The following is a 20,452-nucleotide window of genomic DNA, read 5'->3' as shown; positions in this document are numbered from 1 at the left end:
TCGCGCCGAGTGCCCGGAGCGGGCGGAGCCCATTGCGGCCGCGCCTGTCCGGCATCGTGCGCTATGATTGGGGTCAGATTCTTTCGATCGACAGGCGGCGGGCGACCTTCGGCGATGGCGAACTTCGCGACTCACCTCTACGGCGCGGCGGCCGTCAGCAGCACGGCGGCACTCGGCCTCTTCGCGGTCGGGTTGGCCGACGCCGGCCAGGCGCAGGCCTATTTTGCCGTCGGCGTCGTCGGTGGGCTCCTGCCCGACATCGATTCGGACAGCTCGACCCCGGTGCGGGCCTTCTTCGCCTTCATCGGCGCGGCGGCCGCCTTCCTGGTCGGCTTCGCGCTGATCGAGCGCCTCGCGTTGTTCGAGTTGGCCCTGGTCTGGACGGTGGTCTTCCTCCTCGTGCGCTACGGTCTCTTCGAGGTCTTCGCCCACTTCACGGTCCACCGTGGCGTCTGGCACTCGTGGCTGGCGGCCTTGTTCGCGGCGCTCGGCGCGGCCAATCTGGCCTACTGGGTGGTCGGGCGTTCGGCCTGGGAGTCCTGGGTCTTCGCGGGCTTCACCGGGCTCGGTTATCTGACCCACCTGTGTCTCGATGAGTTGGCCAGCGTGGACCTGCTCAACAGTCGCGTGAGGCGCTCGTTCGGCACCGCGCTGAAGCCCTTCAGCCTGCGTTCGCCGTGGAGCTCGCTCGGCATGGCCGGGGCCGCGATCGCGCTGGTGCTGACCGCGCCGAGCCTGGCCCCGGTCACCGAGGCCGCGCGCGGCCTCGGCTATACGCGCGAGGCCCTCGCGGCGCGGCTCTGGCATCCGTCGCCCTGGCTCACCGAGTGGCGCGGCTGGGTGGGCGAGCGGCTCGTCCAGCTGGGGGGGCGCTGAGGGGCCGCCGCCGGGGCTGGAGTCGAGCGTGCGGTGCAACCCGTCTATCGTTGTGGTCGGCGATCGTATAAACTTCCGCCGCCATGGATCCACACTTCCTCGACTTCGAACAACCGATCGCCGAGCTCGAGGCCAAGCTCGATGAGCTGCGCCGCGTCGGCGACGACAATGCCCTGAACATCGGCGACGAGATCGAGCGTCTGCGCAAGAAGTGCATGACGCTGACCGAGTCGATCTTCTCCTCGCTCACCCCCTGGCAGATCTCGCAGCTCTCGCGTCACCCGCGGCGGCCGTATCTCCTCGATTACGTCGAGCGGCTGTTCGAGGACTTCCAGGAGCTGCACGGCGATCGCGCCTTCGCCGACGATCGGGCGATCGTCGGGGGGGTCGCGCGGCTCGACGGGCGCTCGGTCATGGTCATCGGCCACCAGAAGGGGCGCGACACCAAGGAGAAGATCCAGCGCAACTTCGGCATGCCGCGCCCCGAGGGCTATCGCAAGGCCCTGCGGCTGATGGAGATGGCCGAGCGCTTTCGCCTGCCTATCCTGACCTTCATCGACACCCCAGGTGCCTATCCGGGCGTCGGTGCCGAGGAGCGCGGCCAGAGCGAGGCGATCGCCCGCAACCTCCAGGTCATGGCCGCGTTGCGCACGCCGATCGTCTGTACCGTCGTCGGTGAGGGCGGCTCGGGCGGCGCGCTGGCCATCGGCGTCGGCGACCGGGTGCTGATGCTCCAGTACGGCACCTATTCGGTGATCTCGCCCGAGGGCTGCGCGTCGATCCTCTGGAAGAGCGCGGACAAGGCCCAACTCGCCGCCGAGGCGATGGCCATCACCTCCGAGAAGCTCCTCGAACAGGAACTGATCGATGCCATCGTCCCGGAGCCGCTCGGCGGTGCCCACCGCAACCTGGACACGATGGCCGCGACCCTGAAGGCGGCCTTGCTGGAGCACCTCGACGACCTGGCGGCGATCGACATGGACGACCTCCGGGCGCGCCGCTATCGGCGCCTGATGGGCTGCGGCCGCTTCAAGGAATAGGCCCAGGCCTGCCGACCGCGAGGGCGCGATGCCCACGCTCGAGCCGCACCATCTCCTGCCTCCCCTGGCGCGCTTCGCGGCCGCTCGTCGCGGCTGGGTCGCGTTCAGCGGCGGGCTCGACTCCACCGTCCTCCTGCACGCCCTCGCGGCACTGGGGTCGCGACTGCCGTTCGCGCTGCGCGCCGTCCACGTCGACCACGGCCTGCAAGCGGCCGCGGCGCAGTGGGCACGTCATTGCGCGCGCGTCTGTGGCGATCTCGGGGTACCGCTCGCGACGCTCACCGTCTCCGCGCATGCCGCGCCCGGCGAGAGCCCCGAGGCGGCCGCGCGGGCGGCCCGTTACGGCGCGCTTGCCGGGCTGCTCGAGCCGGATGATCTCATCCTCGCCGCCCATCATCAGGACGACCAGGCCGAGACCCTGCTCCTCGCCCTGCTGCGTGGCAGTGGTGTCCACGGCCTCGCGGCAATGCCGGCGGACAGCCCACTCGGCGTTGGGCGGCTCGTGCGCCCCTTGCTCGGGTACCGCCGCGGCGATCTACATGAGTATGCCGTGCGGGCTGGGCTCGCCTGGGTCGAGGATCCGAGCAACGCGACGCTCGACCTCGACCGCAATCTGCTGCGCCATGAGATCCTGCCGCGCCTGCGCGCGCGTTGGCCGGCGGCGGCCTCGACCATCGCCCGCAGTGCCCGGCACTGCGCCGAGGCGGCCCACCTCGTCGACGGCACCGCCGCCGAGTTGTCCGCGCGCCTCGCGACCGGCGACGGCACCCTGTCGATCCCCGGCCTGCGCGTACTCGCCCCAGCGCACTGCCGCGCTGTGCTTCGCTACTGGATCCGGGAACGGGGGCTGTCGGTGCCCGATCAGGTCCACCTCGAGCGGGTGCGGTGCGAGGTCCTCGCGGCCCGCGCCGATGCCGACCCGCTGGTCGCCTGGCCTGGCACCGAGATCCGTCGCTATCGCGAGCGCCTCTTTGCGCTCCGCCCGTTGCCGCCGCCCCCAGCGGCCGACCTGGTCCTCGACTGGTCGTCCGGGGCCGATCTTGAGCTCCCGAGCGGGCTCGGTCGCCTCGCCCGCCTGCCCACCTGTGTCGACGATGGGCTTGCGCGGCCCATCCAGGTCCGCTTCGCCGTCCCCGGCGCGCGCCTGCGCCCGCACCCCCGAGGTCCCAGTCGGTCCCTCAAGAACCTCTTCCAGGAGGCTGGCGTACCCGCGTGGCTGAGGTGCTATGTCCCGCTGATCTTCGCTGGCGATGAATTGATCGCCGTGCCCGGCCTCGGGCCGCGCGACGACAGGTCGACACCGGCGTGGTTCGACCATCCGTGGCCGGGCCTCGTCGGCTGGGATTGAGCTTTGCGCCTCCACCGCCGGGCGGGTGGCGGCCGTCGATGACGCGACGTCTGGGCATGGTCGGGACGACCGGGGCCTCGAACCCGAAAACGCGCGCGGTCATCGACCGGGCTGGTGAGCAGGACTCACGTACGGCCTCTTCGCCATTTCAACGACTTCAATCCATGAGGAAGCGGTCAACTGCCGCTCTTAGGTTCAGGGGTCGCGGGACGGTGCGGGTCGCGTCGCGCGGGAGCGGGTCTTGCGACTGGTGCGTGAGCGGTTGCCGATGGCGGTTCGCCGCGGATTTCAGGCGGAGTGGGTCAGCGCCTCGGGGTTGAGGATCTGCATCGTCTCGTCGCCCATGCCCATGACGAGCAGGCCGTGGCGGGTCGCGAGCCGCACGACGCTCGGATCCGGATAGAGGGTCGCGAGCAGGCCGATACAGCGCCGTTCGGCATATTCGGGAAAGACGTTCGGGATCTCGGCAAGCTTCTCGAGCGTGGCCGGGACGTGGCTATCGAGCAGGCGCGACTTGGTCTCGTTGACGAGCAGGACCCCCCCGCAGGCCAGCAAGGCGTCGTATTCGCGGCTCGCACCATCGAAGCGGCGCCTGATGCGGATCGCGAACAGATCGGGGTTGGTGCAGCCGAACAGGGTCTCGGCAATGCGCGGCAGGTTCGGCGCGACGATGTCCTCCACCAGGGTGCCGAGCCGATTGGCCAGGTCGCCCCACTGCTTGTTCATGTGCCGTCGTTCTTGCACGGACTCGTCTTTGAAGGTGCGCATCTCGTCCTTGAACTCGCCCATCTCGTCCTTGAACGCCCGCATCTCGTCCTTGAACTCTCGCATCTCCTTGCTGAGACGGGCCAGTTCCATCTCGGTGCGCAGGGACTGGTAGCTCAGCTCCTTCATGTACTCTTCGAGCGTGTCGACCCGACGCTCCAGTGCGGCTTCCGCCATGGCATTCGACCTCTCGTCGTTCGGGATGGAGGATCCTGGACAGCATAGCATCTGAGCGTCCAGCTCGGATTCCGTCCCGATCGGGGCTTGGGACGGCTGCTTCGCATCCGATCGAGGCGCAGAGACCGATTGGGTCCGCGGGGTCTGGGGGAACGAGCAGGCGGCGTCGTGCTGGCAGGGCCGTGCCGGCGACCGGTGGCCGGCTCGGGCGGGGCCGGCGAGCGATGGCTCGCCGCGGCGGGGCGGAGAGGGGCCCGCGGGCGATGCCCGCGGGCCTGGGCTGAGGCTCAGTGCTCGCCGATGGGGCCGCCAACGATCGGCTTGTTGCCGCCCTGCGGGCGGTCGGGGCCGAGTCCCGGGCCGTCGCCGGTCGTCGCCGTCGGTCGCTGGTCGTCGTCGTGCCCCTCCGGCGGGCGCATCGTCCGTCCGGCCATGATGTCGTCGATCTGCTCGCGCGAGATGGTCTCGTAGTGCAGCAGGGCCTCGGCCATCTTGTGCAGCTTGTCCTTGTTCTCCTCCAGGATCTGCCGCGAGCGCTCGTAGTTTCGATCGATGATCGCGCGGATCTCCTTGTCGATCTCGCGCGCCGTCTGGGCCGAGATCTTGCTCTGCTGCGTGACCGCATGGCCGAGGAACACCTCGCCCTCGTCTTCGGCGTAGGCCAGCGGTCCGAGCCGCTCGGAGAGGCCGAAGCGGGTGACCATGTTGCGCGCGATCTCGGTCGCCCGTTCGATGTCGTTCGAGGCCCCCGTGGTCACGAACTGCGGGCCGAAGATCATCTCCTCGGCGATCCGCCCGCCGAACAGGCTCGAGATCATGCTCTCGAGCTGACGTTTGGTGCGGCTGTAGCGGTCTCGCTCCGGCAGGAACAGGGTCACGCCGAGCGCCCGACCGCGCGGGATGATGCTGACCTTATGCACCGGGTCGTGCTCGGGGACGCTGCGCCCGACGATGGCGTGGCCAGCCTCGTGATAGGCGGTCAGGCGCTTCTCGTCGTCGGACATCACGACGCTGCGCCGCTCGGCGCCCATCATGATCTTGTCCTTGGCCTTCTCGAGGGTGTCCATCGTCACCTCGGTCAACCCCGCGCGGGCCGCGAACAGGGCCGCCTCGTTGACCAGGTTGGCGAGGTCCGCGCCGGAGAAGCCCGGGGTGCCGCGGGCGATGGTACGGGCGTCGACGTCCCCCGCGACCGGCACCTTGCGCATGTGGACCTTCAGGATGGCCTCACGACCGGCGAGGTCCGGCAGGCCGACGACGACCTGACGGTCGAAGCGTCCGGGGCGCAGCAGCGCGGGGTCGAGGACATCGGCACGGTTCGTTGCGGCGATGACGATGATGCCCTCGTTGCCGGCGAAGCCGTCCATCTCGACGAGCAGCTGATTGAGGGTCTGCTCGCGTTCGTCGTGGCCGCCGCCGAGTCCGGCCCCGCGGCGCCGACCGACCGCGTCGATCTCGTCGATGAAGATGATGCAGGGCGGATTCTTCTTCGCCTGTTCGAAGAGGTCGCGCACGCGCGAGGCGCCGACGCCGACGAACATCTCGACGAAGTCGGAGCCCGAGATGCTGAAGAAGGGCACCCGGGCCTCGCCGGCGATGGCCTTCGCGAGCAGGGTCTTGCCGGTGCCGGGCGGCCCGACCATCAGCACGCCACGCGGGATCCGACCACCGAGGCTGCTGAACTTCTGCGGGTTGCGCAGGAACTCGACCAGTTCGGTGACCTCCTGCTTGGCCTCCTCGACGCCGGCGACGTCCTGGAAGGTCACCTTGACCTCGCCCTCGGCATGCTGGCGGGCGCGGCTCTTGCCGAAGCTGAACAGACCGCCGTTGCCGCTACCCCCGGCCGAGCCACGCCGCATGATCCAGATCCAGACCCCGATCAGCAGCAGGAAGGGCAGCCAGGCGGCCAGGATCTGTGCGAGCAGGCCTGGTCGCGCGGCCTCCTCGGCGTTGATCGTGACGCCGCGGTTGAGCAGTTCGCCGATCAAGGCCGGATCGCCCGGGTCGTAGGTCTCGAAGCGCGAGCCGTCGGTGCGGGTGCCCGTGATGCGCAGATCTTCGATCGTGACCTCGCGGATGGACCCATCCTCGAGCTCGCTCAGGAAGCTGCTGTAGCTCAGGTTACGGGCCTCGGTGGGCTTGGGCCCGGTCATGCTGTTGAAGATCATCAACATCCAGAGGCTGACGGCGACCCAGAGGATGATGGTTAAAGACTTGTTTTTCATTCGCTTCGAGCCTCGAGAAATAGCTGCGCGATCGCGCTTGGCCGCGCGAGCCCAGGGGTAGGGCGGTTGCGGAGTCCAGCATCCGGCGGCCGGGTCGATCCCGACCGAGCCTTGCCCGGGCAGCCGCAGCGCGGCGCGTCGATCGAGCATGACGATGGCATGCTACATCGGGTCGGCGACCGGGGAAACAAAGCCGGGGCCCCCTTGCCTGGCGGACGGGAAGGGGCCCGGGCAGGGCACTTCCGAGGATGCCGCGATGCGGGCATCGGATGTTAGAGGGGAGAGGACGGGAAAGGTTCGCCGTCGCCAGCGTCGGGGGCGGACATCGTCGATGGGGCGCGCGGCGGGGCCTCCCTGCCCCGTCCACGAAGGCGGGTGCGCTTGGCATCAGGTGATCACGTCGGGCTCGCCTCGGCCGGTGCGGGCCTCGATCTGGGCGAGGTCGCGGGCGATGTGGATCAGCGGGGCCATGACCTCCTGGGTGTCGCGCTCATGCTGCGCGGGATCGGCCTCGAAGCGTTCGAGGTAGACCCGTAGCGTGGCGCCCTCGGTACCGGTGCCCGAGAGGCGGAAGATGATCCGCGCCCCGTCGGCGAGGCCGATGCGGACCCCCTGGCGTTCGGCGCGGCTGCCGTCGATCGGGTCCTCATAGGCGAAGTCGTCGGCGTAGACGACGGTCTGGCCACCGAGGGGCTTGCCGACGAGCCCTGGCAGCTGCTCGCGCAGGTGCGTCATCAGGTCTTCGGCGGCCTCGGCGTCGACGCCCTCGTAGTCGTGACGGGTGTAGAAGTTGCGACCGAAGCGCCGCCAGTGATCGCGGACGATCTCGGCGACCGACTGCTGGCGCACCGCGAGCAGGTTCAGCCAGAAGAGCACGGCCCACAGGCCGTCCTTCTCGCGGACGTGATCCGAGCCGGTGCCGAAGCTCTCCTCGCCGCATAGCGTGATGCGCCCGGCATCGAGCAGGTTGCCGAAGAATTTCCAGCCCGTCGGCGTCTCGTAGCAGTCGATGCCGAGCTCCTCGGCGACCCGGTCGGCGGCCTGGCTGGTCGGCATCGAGCGGGCGATGCCGACGATCCCGTGACGATAGCCGGGGGTGTGGTGGGCATTGGCCGCGAGCACGGCCAGGCTGTCGCTGGGGGTGACAAAAAACTCCTTTCCCAGGATCATATTGCGATCCCCGTCGCCATCGGAGGCGGCGGCGAAGTCGAGCCCGTCCAACCCCCTGGTCATCGCCACCAGGTCCTGGGTGTGGGCCAGGTTCGGATCCGGATGGCCGCCGCCGAAGTCCTCCAGCGGCTCGCCGTTGAGCACGGTCCCGGGCTCGGCCCCGAGGCGGCGCTCGAGGATCTCGAACGCGTAGGGTCCGGTCACCGCATGCATCGCGTCGAAGCGCATGCGGAACAGTCCCGAGTTGAACAACTGATGGATGGCGTTGAAATCGAAGAGGGCCTCCATCAGCTCGGCATAGTCGGCGACCGGGTCGATGACCTCGACCGCCATCGCGCCGAGCGGCTGCGTCCCGATCCGCTCGAGATCGATGTCCGGCGTCTCCAGCGTCCGGTAGCGTTCGATCGTCCGGGTCCGTTCATAGATGGCGTCGGTGACGGATTCCGGCGCCGGGCCGCCGGCCCCGACGTTGAACTTGATGCCGAAGTCCGCATCCGGGCCGCCGGGGTTGTGGCTGGCCGAGAGGATCAGGCCGCCCTGCGTGCGGTACTTGCGGATCACGCAGGAGGCTGCCGGCGTCGACAGGATGCCGCCGCGTCCGACGAGCACGCGGGCGACGCCATTGGCGGCGGCCATCCGGAGGATGGTCTGGATCGCCACCTTGTTGTGGTAGCGTCCGTCGCCGCCGACGACCAGCACGCCACCGTCGAGCTCCGGCTGCGTATCGAAGATGGCCTGGACGAAGTTCTCCAGGTAGCCGGGCTGTTGAAACACCTTGACCCGCTTGCGCAGGCCGGAGGTGCCGGGGCGTTGCCCCGTGATGGGCTGAGTGGGGATGATGATCGGATCCATCGGCAAAACCCTTGTGTTCGAGTGACGATGTCGCTGGTGCGCATCGGCGGCGGCCGAGCGCCGGCGCCGGCGCGCGAGATCGATGCACGGCCTCCGCGGTCTGCTCAGCGGCAACCCGGTCCCGGCGATCGCATCCGGCGTGCCCGCGACGATGAACGGTCCCGGCATTCTATCGCCGATCGTCGCGGTCGCGCTCGCCGAGCCGCGATCGGCCTTGGCGCCGCGCGCGCCGCCCGGTCGGCGAACGACGTTCCTTTCAGATGAAACGACAAGCAGAGTCAAACGATGACGGTAGATACGCATAAAGAGACATTGGAATTCAAGGCCGAGGTGAGCCAGGTGCTCGACCTGGTGATCCGCTCCCTCTATTCGAACAAGGAGATCTTCCTGCGCGAACTGGTCTCCAATGCCTCGGACGCGGCCGAGAAGCTGCGCTTCGAGGCCCTGACCGACGATGCCCTGTTCGAGGACGATCCGAACCTGCGCATCCGCGTGAGCGTCGACCCCGAGGCCGGCACCCTGACGGTCTCGGACAACGGCATCGGCATGGGCCGCCAGGAGGCCATCGACACGATCGGCAGCATCGCGAGCTCCGGCACGCGGCGCTTCCTCGAGAACCTGAGCGGCGATGGCGCGAAGGACAGTCAGCTGATCGGTCAGTTCGGCGTCGGTTTCTACTCGGCCTTCATCGTCGCCGACAAGGTGACCCTGGTGACGCGCCGGGCCGGGCTCGGTGCCGAGCACGGCGTGCGCTGGGAGTCCGATGGCCGCGGCAGCTTCTCGATCGAGACGGTCGCCAAGGCCGGGCGCGGTACCGACGTGATCCTCCATCTGAAGGAGGACGAGAAGGAATTCCTCGACGGCTGGCGGCTGCGCTCGATCATCGGCAAGTTCTCCGACCACATCGCACTGCCGGTCGAGATGCTCAAGGAGTCGTTCGGCGACGAAGACAAGGAGGAGGCCGACAAGGCCCCCGAGTGGGAGCAGGTCAACCGTGGCACGGCGCTCTGGATGCGCAACAAGGCCGACATCGGCGACCAGGAATATGCCGACTTCTACAAGCACGTCGCCCACGACTTCGACGAGCCGCTCGCCCACGTGCACAACCGCGTCGAGGGCACCAACGAGTACACGACCCTGCTGTTCATCCCCAAGCGCGCCCCGTGGGACCTGTGGGACCGCGAACAGCGCCACGGCGTGAAGCTCTACGTGCGCCGCGTCTTCATCATGGACGAGGTCGACAAGCTGCTTCCGCACTACCTGCGTTTCGTCAAGGGCGTCGTCGATGCCGACGACCTGCCGCTCAACGTCTCGCGCGAGCTCCTGCAGCACAATCGCAAGATCGACACCATCCGCCAGGCCAACACCAAGCGGATCCTCGGCCTGCTCGAGACCATGGCCAAGGACGAGCCGGAGAAGTACGCCGACTTCTGGCGCGAGTTCGGCCGGGTGATGAAGGAGGGGCCGGCCGAGGACTTCGCCAATCGCGAGCGCATCGCCGGTCTGATGCGCTTCTCGACGACGCACAGCGAAGGCGAGGCGCAGACCGAGTCGCTCGATGCCTACATCGAGCGGATGAAGGAGGGGCAGGACAAGATCTACTACATCACCGCCGACACCCCGGCCGCGGCGCGCTACAGCCCGCACCTGGAGGTCTTCCGCAAGAAGGGGATCGAGGTCCTGCTCCTCTCGGATCGCGTCGACGAGTGGCTGGTCAGCCACCTGAGCGAGTACAAGGGCAAGCACCTGCAATCGGTCGCCAAGGGCAAGCTCGACCTGGGCGAGCTGGCCGACAAGGAGGAGCAGGAGAAGACCGAGCAGGCCGCGGCCGAGCACGGCGAGCTGCTCGAGCGGCTGAAGAAGGCCCTCGGCGAGCGGGTCAACGAGGTGCGGGCGAGCACCCGCCTGGTCGACTCCCCGGCCTGCCTCGTCGTCGGCGAGTACGACATGAGCGCCAACCTCGCGCGGGTCCTCAAGGCGGTCGGCCAGTCGGCCCCCGAGAGCCGCCCGACGCTGGAGGTGAACCTGGACCACCTGCTGGTCAAGCGCCTCGAGGGCGAGGCCGACGAGGGGCGCTTCGCCGACCTGGCCTCGATCCTCTTCGACCAGGCGATGCTCGCCGAGGGCGGCCAGCTCGAGGACCCGGCCGCCTTCGTCGGGCGGCTCAACAAGCTGATGTTGACGATGCTGATGGCCGGCCGCTGAGCGGTCGTCCTCGGCGACGGCCAGCCCGTCCCGCCGGCGCCCGTGCGGCGCCGGCGGCCTCCGCTATTCCGCCACCCGCACGACCCGTCCGCCGGCGCAGCTGCCGGTCTCGCTCCAGCGCGTCCTCGGCGGGGCGGCCTGGATCAGCGCGGCCAGGTCGGCCGGCTCACCGATGTCGCCGGCGAGCCCGATCCGCAGTTCCAAGATGACGCGCTCGCCGCCGACGTCAGCGCAGCGTATCAGTACCCGCTCGCCTGCCCCCACCCCGAAGGCCTCGTCGAAGGCCGCCTCGATCCGAGTCCGCGTCAGGCGCTCGCCGAGGTGGTCGGCGAAGAGCCGGCGTACCGCCGAGGCGTTGAGCGCCTCGAGCGCCGCCAGCGACTCGCGGAAGTATTCGTCCGGCTCGGCGCCGGCGTCCGGACCTGTCCTGTCGTCCTCGTAGCAGGTCCCGTGCTTTGCCCACTCGTGGCGGTGCAGACCCGACTGCATGCCGGGCATCGCGATCGCCAGCCGGTCGCCGACCTCGTCCGACAGGGCGATCCGCGGCCTCCCCGGTCGGCTCTGCGTGCAGCTCGCCGGTGCGCCCTGGTCGCAGTAGCACGGGAAGACGGCCCGGTCGTCCAGGTCATCGGGCCACAAGCCGTGGAGCGCGAAGTGGGTCGCGTCGAAGCGCCGCGCGGTCTGCGAGCGGCATTCCGGCTTGTCCCGACCGGCGTCGCTGCGGCAGAAGGCCGGCTGCCAGCTTGCGGCGAGCACGAACTCGATGCCATCCGGGACGAGGCCATCGCTCGATGCCGGGCCCACCGCCGTCGCGTTGGGCGGGGCGGCCGACCCTGCGAGGGCCAGGGTGCCGCAGTCCATCGCCACCCAGCGCAGCTCGGTCACAGGCGCGCCCGGCACCCGGATCTGGTAGTGGGTCCCCGGGGTCGCGTTGCGGCCGAGGACCTCGTAGACGCGGCCCGGCGCGAGGCGCACGTCGCCCGGATTGTCGCGGTCCTTCTTCTTCGTCGCCGGACAGGCGTGCGACGCGCTCAACTCCCCCTCGAACGGGACCTGCTGGGCCGACGCCGGTGCGGCGGACGCAAGCGCCAGCAGGAGAAAGATCGGCAAGATGGTCTTGATCATCTAGGTGTCACTCGACATGGCGGGGTCCATCGCCCGGGTCTTCGCGACCCGAGCACCAAATTCGTCGTCGGCCGTCGGGCGGGAAAGCGAAGCGCATCCCGCCGCGAGCCATCCCGCCGCTGGCAATGGCGCATCTCTGCATCCACGGCGGCTCCCGCCGCCGACGGGGCGGGCTCGTCGTGTGCCGCGCGCTGTCCGCGGCACGTCGTCCCAGGCAGGAGGGCTCGGGCTTGGGTCGCTCCCAGCGCCGGTTTCCCGCCCCGCGGCTAGCCGTCGCGCGTGTCCGGTCTTGGGGCGTCGCCGAACACCCCCATCCTGTCCACTGATCCGTTGCGCCCGCCGGCTGGGCCGGTGCGCCCCGTCTCCCGGAGACCCTTGCCATGAAAGTCGGTGTGCCGAAGGAGATCAAGCCCCAGGAGTACCGGGTCGGTCTGGCGCCGGCGGCCGTCCGGGCGCTCACGACCCGCGGGCATCAGGTGCTGGTCGAGGTCGGCGCCGGTGCCGCGATCGGGTTCGACGATGCCGCCTACCGCACCGCCGGGGCGCAGGTCCTCGACTCGCCCGGCGCGGTCTTCGACGAGGCCGAGCTGATCGTCAAGGTCAAGGAGCCGCAGCCCCCCGAGCGGGCGCGGCTGCGGCCGGATCACACCCTGTTCTCGTATCTGCACCTGGCGCCCGATGTGGCCCAGACCCGCGACCTGCTCGCGAGCGGCGCCTGCTGCATCGCCTACGAGACGGTCACGGACGCGGCCGGCCACCTGCCGCTGCTCGCGCCCATGTCCGAGGTCGCCGGTCGGCTCGCGGTCCAGGCCGGCGCCCACTGCCTGGAGATGGCCCAGGGCGGGCGCGGTGTGCTGCTCGGCGGCGTGCCCGGCGTCGCGCCGGCCCGGGTGGTCGTGATCGGCGCCGGGGTTGTCGGGCGCAACGCGCTGGCGATGGCCGTCGGCCTGGGGGCGGACGTGACCGTCCTCGACCGCGACCTGGCCGTCCTGCGTCGGCTCGACGAGCGCCTCGGCAACCGCATCCACACCCTCGCGGCGTCGGAGCAGAATCTGGAGGAGGCGGTGCTAGCCGCCGACCTGGTGATCGGTGCCGTGCTGATCCCCGGGGCGCGGGCCCCGCGCCTGATCGGGCGCAACCTGGTCGCCCGGATGCGGCGGGGCGCCGTCCTCGTCGACGTCGCAATCGATCAGGGCGGCTGCTTCGAGACCTCGCGGCCGACGACCCACGAGGCCCCGACCTTCGTCGTCGACGGCGTCGTCCACTACTGCGTCACCAACATGCCCGGGGCCGTCGCCGCGACGGCCACCCAGGCCCTCGGCAACGCAACCCTGCCCTTCGTCCTCGCCCTGGCCGACAAGGGCGTGCCGCGGGCGCTACGCGAAGACCCGCACCTGCTCGAGGGCCTCGCCGTCGCACGCGGACGGATCTGCCGCCCCGAGGTCGCCGCGGCCCAGGGCGCCGATTGGGTCCCGGCCCTGGAGGTGCTCGACGCGCCCTGATGCGCCGGCCGGCCAAGCAGCACGGAGGTCCAAGGCGTGGTTTCTGACGTCATCGTCAGTCGCCTCGCGCGACTGACGATGGTGGGGCCTCTGCGTCCTTCAGGAGGTGCTGAGAATCTCAGCGCCTCCCTCGTATCGCGCTTCAGAAATGCCGAGACCCTATCCTGTCACCTCAGGATCCGGGCGCCGTAGGAGCCCGCTTGCGGGCGATCTGAGTGACGACTCAAGAACAGCCGGTCGATCTTCTGGGAACTACGAAACACGCGAAACACGCGAAAGGGCCGAACTGACACACAAGAATCTGCCGTTTTTTCGCGACTTTCGTGTATTTCGCAGTTTCTTGTCGTCTTCGCGCTTGTGTCGTTTGTTTCTGACCCCTTCCTTGGCCGCCACGAGCGCGTCGTCGTCGCCCGCAAGCGGGCTCCCACGGTGCTCGCATCCTAGGGCGACATGAAAGCGGCCTCGGTATTTCCGGAGCGAGGCACTAATGCGCCAAGAACTCGATCAACGAGTTGGTCAATCGAACGCTCGCTTCGGCCGGTATCCAGTGCCCGGCCCCCGCGACCAACTCGATCTCGGCGTTCGGGAAGTATTCCTCCATCCCCTCGAGGAAGTTGACGCCGACGACCTCGTCCTCGGCGCCCCAGAAGAATTTCACTGGATAGCCCAGGGGGTTGGGTTTGGGGTAGCCGAAATAGTCCGACGGGTTATTGGGGAACACGAAGCGATAGTATTTCAGAAGGTCTTCGATCTTGCCCAGGCCGCTGATGGAAAAGGCGAAGTTGCAGACGTGCTCGGCGGGAAGTCGGAAGCCCGGGCCGCCGTACAGGATCGATCCGCCGGTCACGAACTCGGTCGCGAATTGCTTGATGAAGAGGGCGGCCCGATCGGGGAAGCCTTGGAAGAGGGGGATGTGCCACGAGTTGATCAAGACCTCCTCGTCGGCATACTGGACGGGGAAGGTCTCGGGATGCGGCGCGTTGATGATGAAAAGCGACCGGATCGCGTCGTTGCGGTACTTGGTGAAGCCATAGGCGAGGATGCCTCCCCACTCGTGGGCTACCACATGCGCCTGGGAATGACCGAAGAAGGCGAGCACGCTATCGTCGTCACCGACGAGTAGGTCGGTGAAGTAGGAGAGATTGTAGTCCTCGTCCGAGGCCGGCGCCTGCGAGCCGTTGAAGCCGGGTAGGTCGACGGCGATCACGTGGTAGCCGAGGTTCCCCAGGGCCACGAATTGATCCTTCCATGCCCACCAGCTCTCCGGGAATCCGTGCAGGAAGAGCAAGGGCTCGCCGTTGGGATCCCCCGCGTCGACCACATGGACCTGGATGCCCTGCAACAGGGTCTTCTGGTGCCGGGCGACGAGCGTGGCTCCCCTTGCGCCGGAGAGGGTCTCTTCGGTCGGCCCGCTCGACAGGTCGAAATCGACTCGGGGATTGGTCTCGGGAAAGACGCTGCAGAGGCGTGCATCGAACGGAAGTCGTTGCATCCACTGAAGCTTCTCGCAGGCGTTTTCCAATGGCGCATTGAGCGTGCATATCGGATCTAGCGCCGGATTCCAGGCATTGGCGACGCCAGGCATCATGACGACAGCGGTCGCCAACAAGGCAAGGATCTTCGTGTGCATCGATGAGCTTCCCCTTTCCGGGTTGGGCGGGTTGTCCGAAACGGTGTCCGTCGGTTCGGTCAGACGGGCCGTCGTGTGCCGAGGACCGCAGTCGGGCGTCCACCAAGATCAAGATCGGATCGAATTGCAATCGACTGACGGGCGAGACGGTTCGACAGGTTCGACCTGTCCGGCATGCGTCGGATGGTCAGCGAAAAACCGCTCTTGAGGCAAGTGATTTGGCCTTGGTAGGCGTCGTGCTTCCTTCCAATACGCCTGTCGAATACGCCGGTCCGATGCCCAGTGCGTGTCTGCCGTAGCGGATCAGTCGAGGCCATGCCGCTCAGCGCGGTCCGCGCCGAACGACAGACGCAAGTCCCCTCTGGGTTGGGCGCCCCCTCGAGGACGACGCTCCGGTAGCCCTTGTGCTCGAATGCGGTAGCCAGCGCGATGCGTGCGGGTCCCTGTCGCACATCGGGGTGCGGCTGTCCAACGCGGCTGACGACACCGCCCGATGGCGATATCACAGCGACGCAAGTCCGTCGCCATACCGCCGAGGCCCGCCCCGTCGCCGCGATGGCCGTGGGGGCTTCAGGCCCCGCGGTGGCCGCAGGCGTCGAGGCGGATCGCGCGCCCGACGCCACCGGCGAAGCAGCGCTCACCGAACGCGGTCATGAAGGCGGCCCTGGCCGCCTCCCCGGTGCAGTGGGTCGGCACCACGCAGCGGATGCCGAGGTCCCGCACGGCCCGTACCGACCGATCGATGGCCGCGGCATCGGCGTACATCAGGTGAAAGCCGCCGATCGCCCAGTCGGGCGCCCGGCCGAGCAGGGGCGTGGCCCGCTCGACGATGTGCTCCATGCCCGGGTGCGCGCAGCCGCTGATGGCGGCCGTGATGCCGTCGGCATCGATCACCAGGCCCTGCTCGGCAGGCTGGCTCTCGAGCAGGCCGGTCGAGAAGACACCCGGAGCCAGTTGGCACGGGTCGGGACCGACGACGAGGAGCTCGCGGCAGAGGGTGCGCAGGTCGTGGATCAGGTGCTTGGAAAACCCCTCGTGCAGGACGACGGTGACCTCGGGGTTGCGCTCCAACAGCGAGTCCAGGCCGCCCATGTGGTCCCAGTGCGGATGGGAGAGGAAGACCAGGTCCACCGTCTCGGGGGCCAGCCCGAGGGTCGCCATATTGCGAAGCAGCACGCGACCGTTGCTGCCGGTGTCGAAGAGGACGGTGCAGCCCTCCAGGCGGATGAGTGCGGCGAAGCCCCAGAGGGTCGTCAACCCGGGCAGACCGGGTTCGTTGTCGAACAGGATGGTCAGGTGCGGAGATGTCATCGGGTCCTCACAGCAGCGTATCGCTCGGGTTGCCGCTACGCCGGCATAGTCGTTACGTGGGTTGGCGCCGCGGCCTGCGAGAAGGCACGGGCAGGGGCGCGCCGCAACCCGATAGGCGGTAGTGCCAGTATGCCAAAGCTGCCCGCCCGAGGTACGCGCGGTCGGGTTACGCCCCGAGGGGCTAACCCGACCTACGGCCCCGACGACCATCGGCACCGCCGTAGGTCGGGTTAGGTGCGCTCGCACGGCGCTCGCCGATAGAGAACAGCCCGGCGCGCGCCGTAACCCGACAGCGGCTGCGTTGCCGGCCGTCGGCACCGCCGTAGGTCGGGTTAGGTGCGCCTGCACGGCGCTCGCCGATAGAGAACAGCCCGGCGCGCGCCGTAACCCGACAGCGGCCTCGTTGGGGGCCGGGTTATGGCCCCGAGGGGTCGGCGCGCCGGTTCGAGGTCGGCCCCTCTCAGGTACGAGACCGCACGAGGCGCCCGGACGCGCGGCGCAGGCACAGGGCCGACCCGGGTCCGGGCGCTCGGCAGGGGCTCGTGACCGTCACCGCAGATAGACGGCCGTGAGCAGCGCGATCACCGCGCCCGCCTCATCGTAGAGGGCCAGCGTTTCGCCGCTGATCTGGTAGCTGCGCACGGCCGACAGCGTCTCCGCCAGGGTGCGCTCCAGCGCATCGAGTGGCGGGGGACAGGCCATCATCGTCGAGGCGGTGAGGCCGAAGGTCAGGCGGCCGTCGTCCGCCAGCGCGTAGGGACCGTTCATCTGGTTGCAGCCCAGGGTCGCCGCGAACCGGTGCGCATCGCCCGCGCGCAGGATCAGATGCGGCTCGCGCCGCTCGGGCAGGCCGACGACGGCCTCATCGCCCAGCCTGTCGATCCGCCAGTAGGTGTTGGTCAACGCGGCATTGGCCTGCTGGCGCTCGCAGGTCACGCCTAGCCGCGTCTTGATGAACCGATGCACCACGAGGCTGCGCCGGTCGGGGCCTTCCATCGCCGGGCGCATCAGCAGACCGCCCTCGACGTGTACGTACAGCGGCGCACCGGGCGCCGTGCGGTCTGCGAGGTAGGCCCGTTCGAGGGCGAGGTAGTCGCCCTCCTGCGCGATGGGATAGCGCCGACCGGTCAGGCACTCCTCGAACAGGGCCGCATCGGCCATGTAGGTCATCATCCCGCCGAGGAAGAGGCCGTCGAGATCCGTCTCGGTCAGGCTGCCATCGCTCGTGACCTCGTAAGGGAGCTCTGACTCGATCGGGTTGCCCTCCATGTCGAGCAGCCGCAGCCGCTCGGGACCCTTGACCGCCCACTGGATCGGCATCTCGGAGGCGCCGTGCAGGACGATCGCGCGGCGAGCCGGATCGGCAGACCAGCGGCCGAGCGCGTCGCGCCGATGGCTGCCTGGGTCGTCGTCGCGCCCCAGCCATTCCCGGCGCAGGTGATAGGTCTGGTCCGGCCAGAGGTCGAGGTGGTGCGCGATACCTTCGCAATCGGCGCAGGGCAGGGTGCCGGTGAAGGTCGCCGGGAGGCGCAGCCCATGCGCCCCGATGCGGGGGGCGTCCCTCACGGCCTGCGCCTTGGCCGGGCTGACCATGCGCATGACGAGATCGACCTCGCTCGGCGCCCCGCGCGTGAGGACCGGGGCCACCCTGTCCGTCGTGAACAGGAGGCGGTCGCCCGCGGTCAGCGTCGCCCGCACCGCATAGGTGTGGCGGTCGTCGATCGCCGCGGGATCGTACGCGATCGCGAAGGCGTAGGGCGGGTTGCCGGCCTGCTCGATCTCGGCGCGCCCCAGCTCCACGGCCGGGGCGTCCGCGCGCGAGATGTCTTCGAGTACCGCCACGAACCGCGCATCGGGCGGCGCCGCGATCCGCTCGCGGTAGGTGGCGGTCCCCGTCACCATGTCGGCGGCATGGAGAAGCGGTGGCATCATCAGACACAGACCACAGGCCAGAAATCGAAGAAACGTCATCGAGGTGCTCCGGTGCTCTCGTCGGCGGGAAGTCGCCGCTCGATTGTAGGTTGCGCCAGCCCCCTTGCCGAGGTGCCTGGCACGGGTAGGCGCTCGCCCCGGCGGCCGCTGGCGGAGGTCGCCAAACGATGAGGCTCGCTTGCTCGGCCCGCGCCACCAGGTCGCCCGAGTGCTCGAGCACTACTGCAGCGCTAGTACAGCAGTGCGGATGTTCCGAGACCACCTCCAACGACTATCGTTGTCGTTGTCGTAATCGACGATCGGACTAGGATCAGGACAACGACAACGAACAGCCTCGGGATTTCTGAAGTGCTGCACTAGGGAGTTCAATCTGACGGCTTTCACGCACTTTTCGATCCCTCGGTCGCCAGACGGGGAAATGTTGCCTAGAGACATATCATTACCCATATCTTTTGCCATATAAAACAGCTACTTCCAAGGATCTCGGGCAGCCTGGCGGTGTCCTGCCGCCGAAATCGTTAGACGGTGCGCCAACAATCAACGGCTTATCGAGCCGTTTGACCTTGTTCATCACGCGCAGAAATTATATAACATGCTGATTTCGAATATTTTATTTGCTTTCAACCGCAAAAATAGGTCTAAAATTATGATTTTTATCATCTTTTTGGTTTATGGGTAATGGCGCGGCCTAGAGATCCGCAAGTTATTGATCGTAAGGGAAAAGTTATCCTTCTAGATCCGGACGAAAACTGCATGAGAGGAATGTGGGTGAGATCCGCCGATTGAACTACCTAGTGCCTGGACGGAAAGTCGTTTTCAATCGCAAGAACAATGCCTTATAATCGAATCGGGCACCGGAAGTCGAGCGGCCGGAAGCCGTCTGGGCCCACGGCGCCGCCGCTAACTGCCTGATTGTTCGTCGCCGCGGGTGGCGGAAACCCGCCGGTCGTGGCAGTGATGGTATTGGATCCGCAAAACTTCGTTCATTCCCAATTCCCATGCGCGAGATCATCAACCCGCAATTGCAGCTCGGTGAACAGGACATCGGCGCCATCGTGATCGACGCCAAGTCGCGCGATGACATCCCGCGACTGCTGCGCGGTCTGCAACACATCTACACGACGCCCGAGTTGCGCGAGCCGGTCTTCGCCATCCTCGCCGAGATCCTGCCGGAGCGCGCCGATGGCACGGGGCCGGTGAGCCGCGAGACGGGGCGCCCCGGGATGACGCAGTGGCAGATCCTGGTGCTGGGGACGCTGCGCCTGGGGCTGAACGCCGACTACGATCGCATCCAGGAGCTGGCCAATGCCCATCGCACNGCGCATCAACGAGGTGGTCGTCGCCGCCGGGCATGCGCTGGTAAAAAAAAGCCCGCACGAAGGGCTCGAGGCGCGCAGTGACTCCTTCGTCGTCGAGACCGATATCCACTATCCCACCGACATCAACCTGCTCTTCGATGCGGTGCGCAAGGCGATTGAGACCAGCGCGGCGCTGTGCGAGAGCGAGGGCTTGAGCGACTGGCGCCAGAGCGCCTACAACCTGCGCTGTCTGAAGAAGGCCTATCGCCGCGCCCAGCAACTCAAGCGCTCCACGGCGCAAGACCCCGAGAAACGGGCCGCGCGCCAAGCCGAGATCCGCGACGCCCATGAAGCGTATCTGGCGCTCGCCGAGCAGTTCATCGAGCGCGCCCACCTCACCCGCATCAAGCTCGAGCACGGCTGCGGACTACCCAGCGCGCTGTTCACCGCCCTCGATGACTACCTGGCTCATGCCGAGCGGCAGATCGATCAGGTGCGCCGCCGGGTGCTCCAGGGCGAGACGATCCCGCATCACGAGAAGGTCTTCTCGATCTTCGAGCCGCACACCGAGTGGATCAGCAAAGGCAAGGCCGGGGTCCCCGTCGAGCTCGGCCTGCGCGTGGCGATCAGCGAGGACCAATTCGGCTTCATCCTCAACCATCGCGTGATGCCGAAGGAAACCGACGACCAGGTGGCCGTGCCGCTGGTGGAGGACCTCGCCAAGCGCTACGACAACCTCATCAGCGTGAGCCTCGACAAAGGCTTCCACAGTCCCGCCAATCAAGAGCGCCTGGGGGAGATCATCGACTTTCCGGTGCTGCCGAAGAAGGGCCGGCGCTCAGCGAGCGAGCTGGAGCGCGAGCACAGCCCGCGCTTTCAGCGCCTGCGCCGGCGCCACTCGGCGGTGGAGTCGGCGATCAATGCGCTGGAGGCCCACGGCCTGGACCGCTGCCCGGATCACGGCCTCGACGGCTTCATGCGCTACGTCGCCTTGGC

At 68.2% G+C, this 20,452-nt stretch carries 13 protein-coding genes and 1 pseudogene; 7 read left to right on the top strand and 7 right to left on the bottom strand.

Going from position 1 to position 20,452, the window contains the following annotated elements; translation table 11 throughout:
• Positions 1 to 114: 114 nt before the first annotated feature.
• From CKO41_RS00895 to tilS, 3 genes are all read left to right on the top strand, one after another.
• Complete coding sequence (locus tag CKO41_RS00895; protein ID WP_200380980.1) at positions 115 to 876, top strand: metal-dependent hydrolase; 762 nt, start codon at positions 115 to 117, stop codon at positions 874 to 876.
• An 83-nt stretch (positions 877 to 959) separates the two neighbouring features.
• Positions 960 to 1,916, top strand: a complete 957-nt coding sequence (locus CKO41_RS00890) for an acetyl-CoA carboxylase carboxyltransferase subunit alpha (protein WP_200380979.1) — start codon at positions 960 to 962, stop codon at positions 1,914 to 1,916.
• 28 nt (positions 1,917 to 1,944) lie between these two features.
• Positions 1,945 to 3,264 (top strand): tRNA lysidine(34) synthetase TilS, encoded by a 1,320-nt coding sequence (gene tilS, locus CKO41_RS00885; protein ID WP_200380978.1) that lies wholly within the window; start codon positions 1,945 to 1,947, stop codon positions 3,262 to 3,264.
• A gap of 288 nt (positions 3,265 to 3,552) precedes the next feature.
• Here the strand turns inward: tilS and CKO41_RS00880 are convergent, their stop codons facing one another.
• The 3 genes from CKO41_RS00880 to CKO41_RS00870 form a co-directional block, all read right to left on the bottom strand.
• Positions 3,553 to 4,206, bottom strand: a complete 654-nt coding sequence (locus tag CKO41_RS00880; protein ID WP_200380977.1) for a hypothetical protein — start codon at positions 4,204 to 4,206, stop codon at positions 3,553 to 3,555.
• A 287-nt stretch (positions 4,207 to 4,493) separates the two neighbouring features.
• Positions 4,494 to 6,431, bottom strand: a complete 1,938-nt coding sequence (gene ftsH / locus CKO41_RS00875; protein WP_200380976.1) for an ATP-dependent zinc metalloprotease FtsH — start codon at positions 6,429 to 6,431, stop codon at positions 4,494 to 4,496.
• A 387-nt stretch (positions 6,432 to 6,818) separates the two neighbouring features.
• Positions 6,819 to 8,453, bottom strand: a complete 1,635-nt coding sequence (locus tag CKO41_RS00870) for an alpha-D-glucose phosphate-specific phosphoglucomutase (protein WP_200254106.1) — start codon at positions 8,451 to 8,453, stop codon at positions 6,819 to 6,821.
• A 285-nt stretch (positions 8,454 to 8,738) separates the two neighbouring features.
• Here CKO41_RS00870 and htpG point away from each other — a divergent pair, with 285 nt between their 5' ends.
• The gene (gene htpG, locus CKO41_RS00865) at positions 8,739 to 10,658 is read left to right on the top strand and encodes a molecular chaperone HtpG (protein ID WP_200380975.1); all 1,920 of its coding nucleotides are present in this window, start codon (positions 8,739 to 8,741) and stop codon (positions 10,656 to 10,658) included.
• A gap of 63 nt (positions 10,659 to 10,721) precedes the next feature.
• Here htpG and CKO41_RS00860 read toward each other — a convergent pair whose 3' ends face one another.
• On the bottom strand, positions 10,722 to 11,783 hold the full coding sequence (locus CKO41_RS00860; RefSeq protein WP_200380974.1) for a ribonuclease T2 family protein: 1,062 nt from the start codon (positions 11,781 to 11,783) through the stop codon (positions 10,722 to 10,724).
• A 380-nt stretch (positions 11,784 to 12,163) separates the two neighbouring features.
• Between CKO41_RS00860 and ald the strand changes: the two genes are divergently transcribed.
• Entirely contained in the window at positions 12,164 to 13,285 is a 1,122-nt protein-coding gene (gene ald, locus CKO41_RS00855) for an alanine dehydrogenase (RefSeq protein WP_200380973.1), read from the top strand.
• Between the two features lie 484 nt (positions 13,286 to 13,769).
• Here ald and CKO41_RS00850 read toward each other — a convergent pair whose 3' ends face one another.
• The 3 genes from CKO41_RS00850 to CKO41_RS00840 all read right to left on the bottom strand — a co-directional run bounded on the left by CKO41_RS00850 (position 13,770) and on the right by CKO41_RS00840 (position 18,197).
• Entirely contained in the window at positions 13,770 to 14,915 is a 1,146-nt protein-coding gene (locus tag CKO41_RS00850; protein ID WP_200380972.1) for an alpha/beta fold hydrolase, read from the bottom strand.
• Positions 14,916 to 15,485: 570 nt separating this feature from the next.
• Positions 15,486 to 16,226, bottom strand: a complete 741-nt coding sequence (locus CKO41_RS00845) for an MBL fold metallo-hydrolase (RefSeq protein ID WP_200380971.1) — start codon at positions 16,224 to 16,226, stop codon at positions 15,486 to 15,488.
• A 549-nt stretch (positions 16,227 to 16,775) separates the two neighbouring features.
• The gene (locus CKO41_RS00840; RefSeq protein WP_200380970.1) at positions 16,776 to 18,197 is read right to left on the bottom strand and encodes a YbaY family lipoprotein; all 1,422 of its coding nucleotides are present in this window, start codon (positions 18,195 to 18,197) and stop codon (positions 16,776 to 16,778) included.
• Positions 18,198 to 19,156: 959 nt separating this feature from the next.
• On the opposite strand from CKO41_RS00840, the pseudogene CKO41_RS18530 reads away from it, so the two are divergent.
• Both CKO41_RS18530 and CKO41_RS00835 read left to right on the top strand, forming a co-directional pair.
• A pseudogene (locus CKO41_RS18530) lies at positions 19,157 to 19,476 on the top strand (ISNCY family transposase); the annotation flags it as partial.
• Position 19,477: 1 nt separating this feature from the next.
• Positions 19,478 to 20,452 (top strand): ISNCY family transposase (locus CKO41_RS00835; RefSeq protein WP_242463863.1); only part of this gene is annotated, 975 nt, incomplete at both ends.

Origin of the sequence: Thiococcus pfennigii, from assembly GCF_016583835.1 — a bacterium.
Classification (GTDB): Bacteria; Pseudomonadota; Gammaproteobacteria; order Chromatiales; family Chromatiaceae; genus Thiococcus; species Thiococcus pfennigii.
The sequence above is the reverse complement of the archived record's forward strand: the minus strand, read 5'-3'. Positions and strand labels throughout refer to the sequence as shown.

What these genes read in the sequence shown, in the direction of transcription:
- CKO41_RS00895 (WP_200380980.1), top strand. Translation starts at nt 115, where the DNA reads ATGGCGAACTTCGCGACTCACCTCTACGGCGCGGCGGCCGTCAGCAGC.
- CKO41_RS00890 (WP_200380979.1), top strand. Translation starts at nt 960, where the DNA reads ATGGATCCACACTTCCTCGACTTCGAACAACCGATCGCCGAGCTCGAG.
- tilS (WP_200380978.1), top strand. Translation starts at nt 1,945, where the DNA reads ATGCCCACGCTCGAGCCGCACCATCTCCTGCCTCCCCTGGCGCGCTTC.
- CKO41_RS00880 (WP_200380977.1), bottom strand. Translation starts at nt 4,206, where the DNA reads ATGGCGGAAGCCGCACTGGAGCGTCGGGTCGACACGCTCGAAGAGTAC.
- ftsH (WP_200380976.1), bottom strand. Translation starts at nt 6,431, where the DNA reads ATGAAAAACAAGTCTTTAACCATCATCCTCTGGGTCGCCGTCAGCCTC.
- CKO41_RS00870 (WP_200254106.1), bottom strand. Translation starts at nt 8,453, where the DNA reads ATGGATCCGATCATCATCCCCACTCAGCCCATCACGGGGCAACGCCCC.
- htpG (WP_200380975.1), top strand. Translation starts at nt 8,739, where the DNA reads ATGACGGTAGATACGCATAAAGAGACATTGGAATTCAAGGCCGAGGTG.
- CKO41_RS00860 (WP_200380974.1), bottom strand. Translation starts at nt 11,783, where the DNA reads ATGATCAAGACCATCTTGCCGATCTTTCTCCTGCTGGCGCTTGCGTCC.
- ald (WP_200380973.1), top strand. Translation starts at nt 12,164, where the DNA reads ATGAAAGTCGGTGTGCCGAAGGAGATCAAGCCCCAGGAGTACCGGGTC.
- CKO41_RS00850 (WP_200380972.1), bottom strand. Translation starts at nt 14,915, where the DNA reads ATGCACACGAAGATCCTTGCCTTGTTGGCGACCGCTGTCGTCATGATG.
- CKO41_RS00845 (WP_200380971.1), bottom strand. Translation starts at nt 16,226, where the DNA reads ATGACATCTCCGCACCTGACCATCCTGTTCGACAACGAACCCGGTCTG.
- CKO41_RS00840 (WP_200380970.1), bottom strand. Translation starts at nt 18,197, where the DNA reads ATGACGTTTCTTCGATTTCTGGCCTGTGGTCTGTGTCTGATGATGCCA.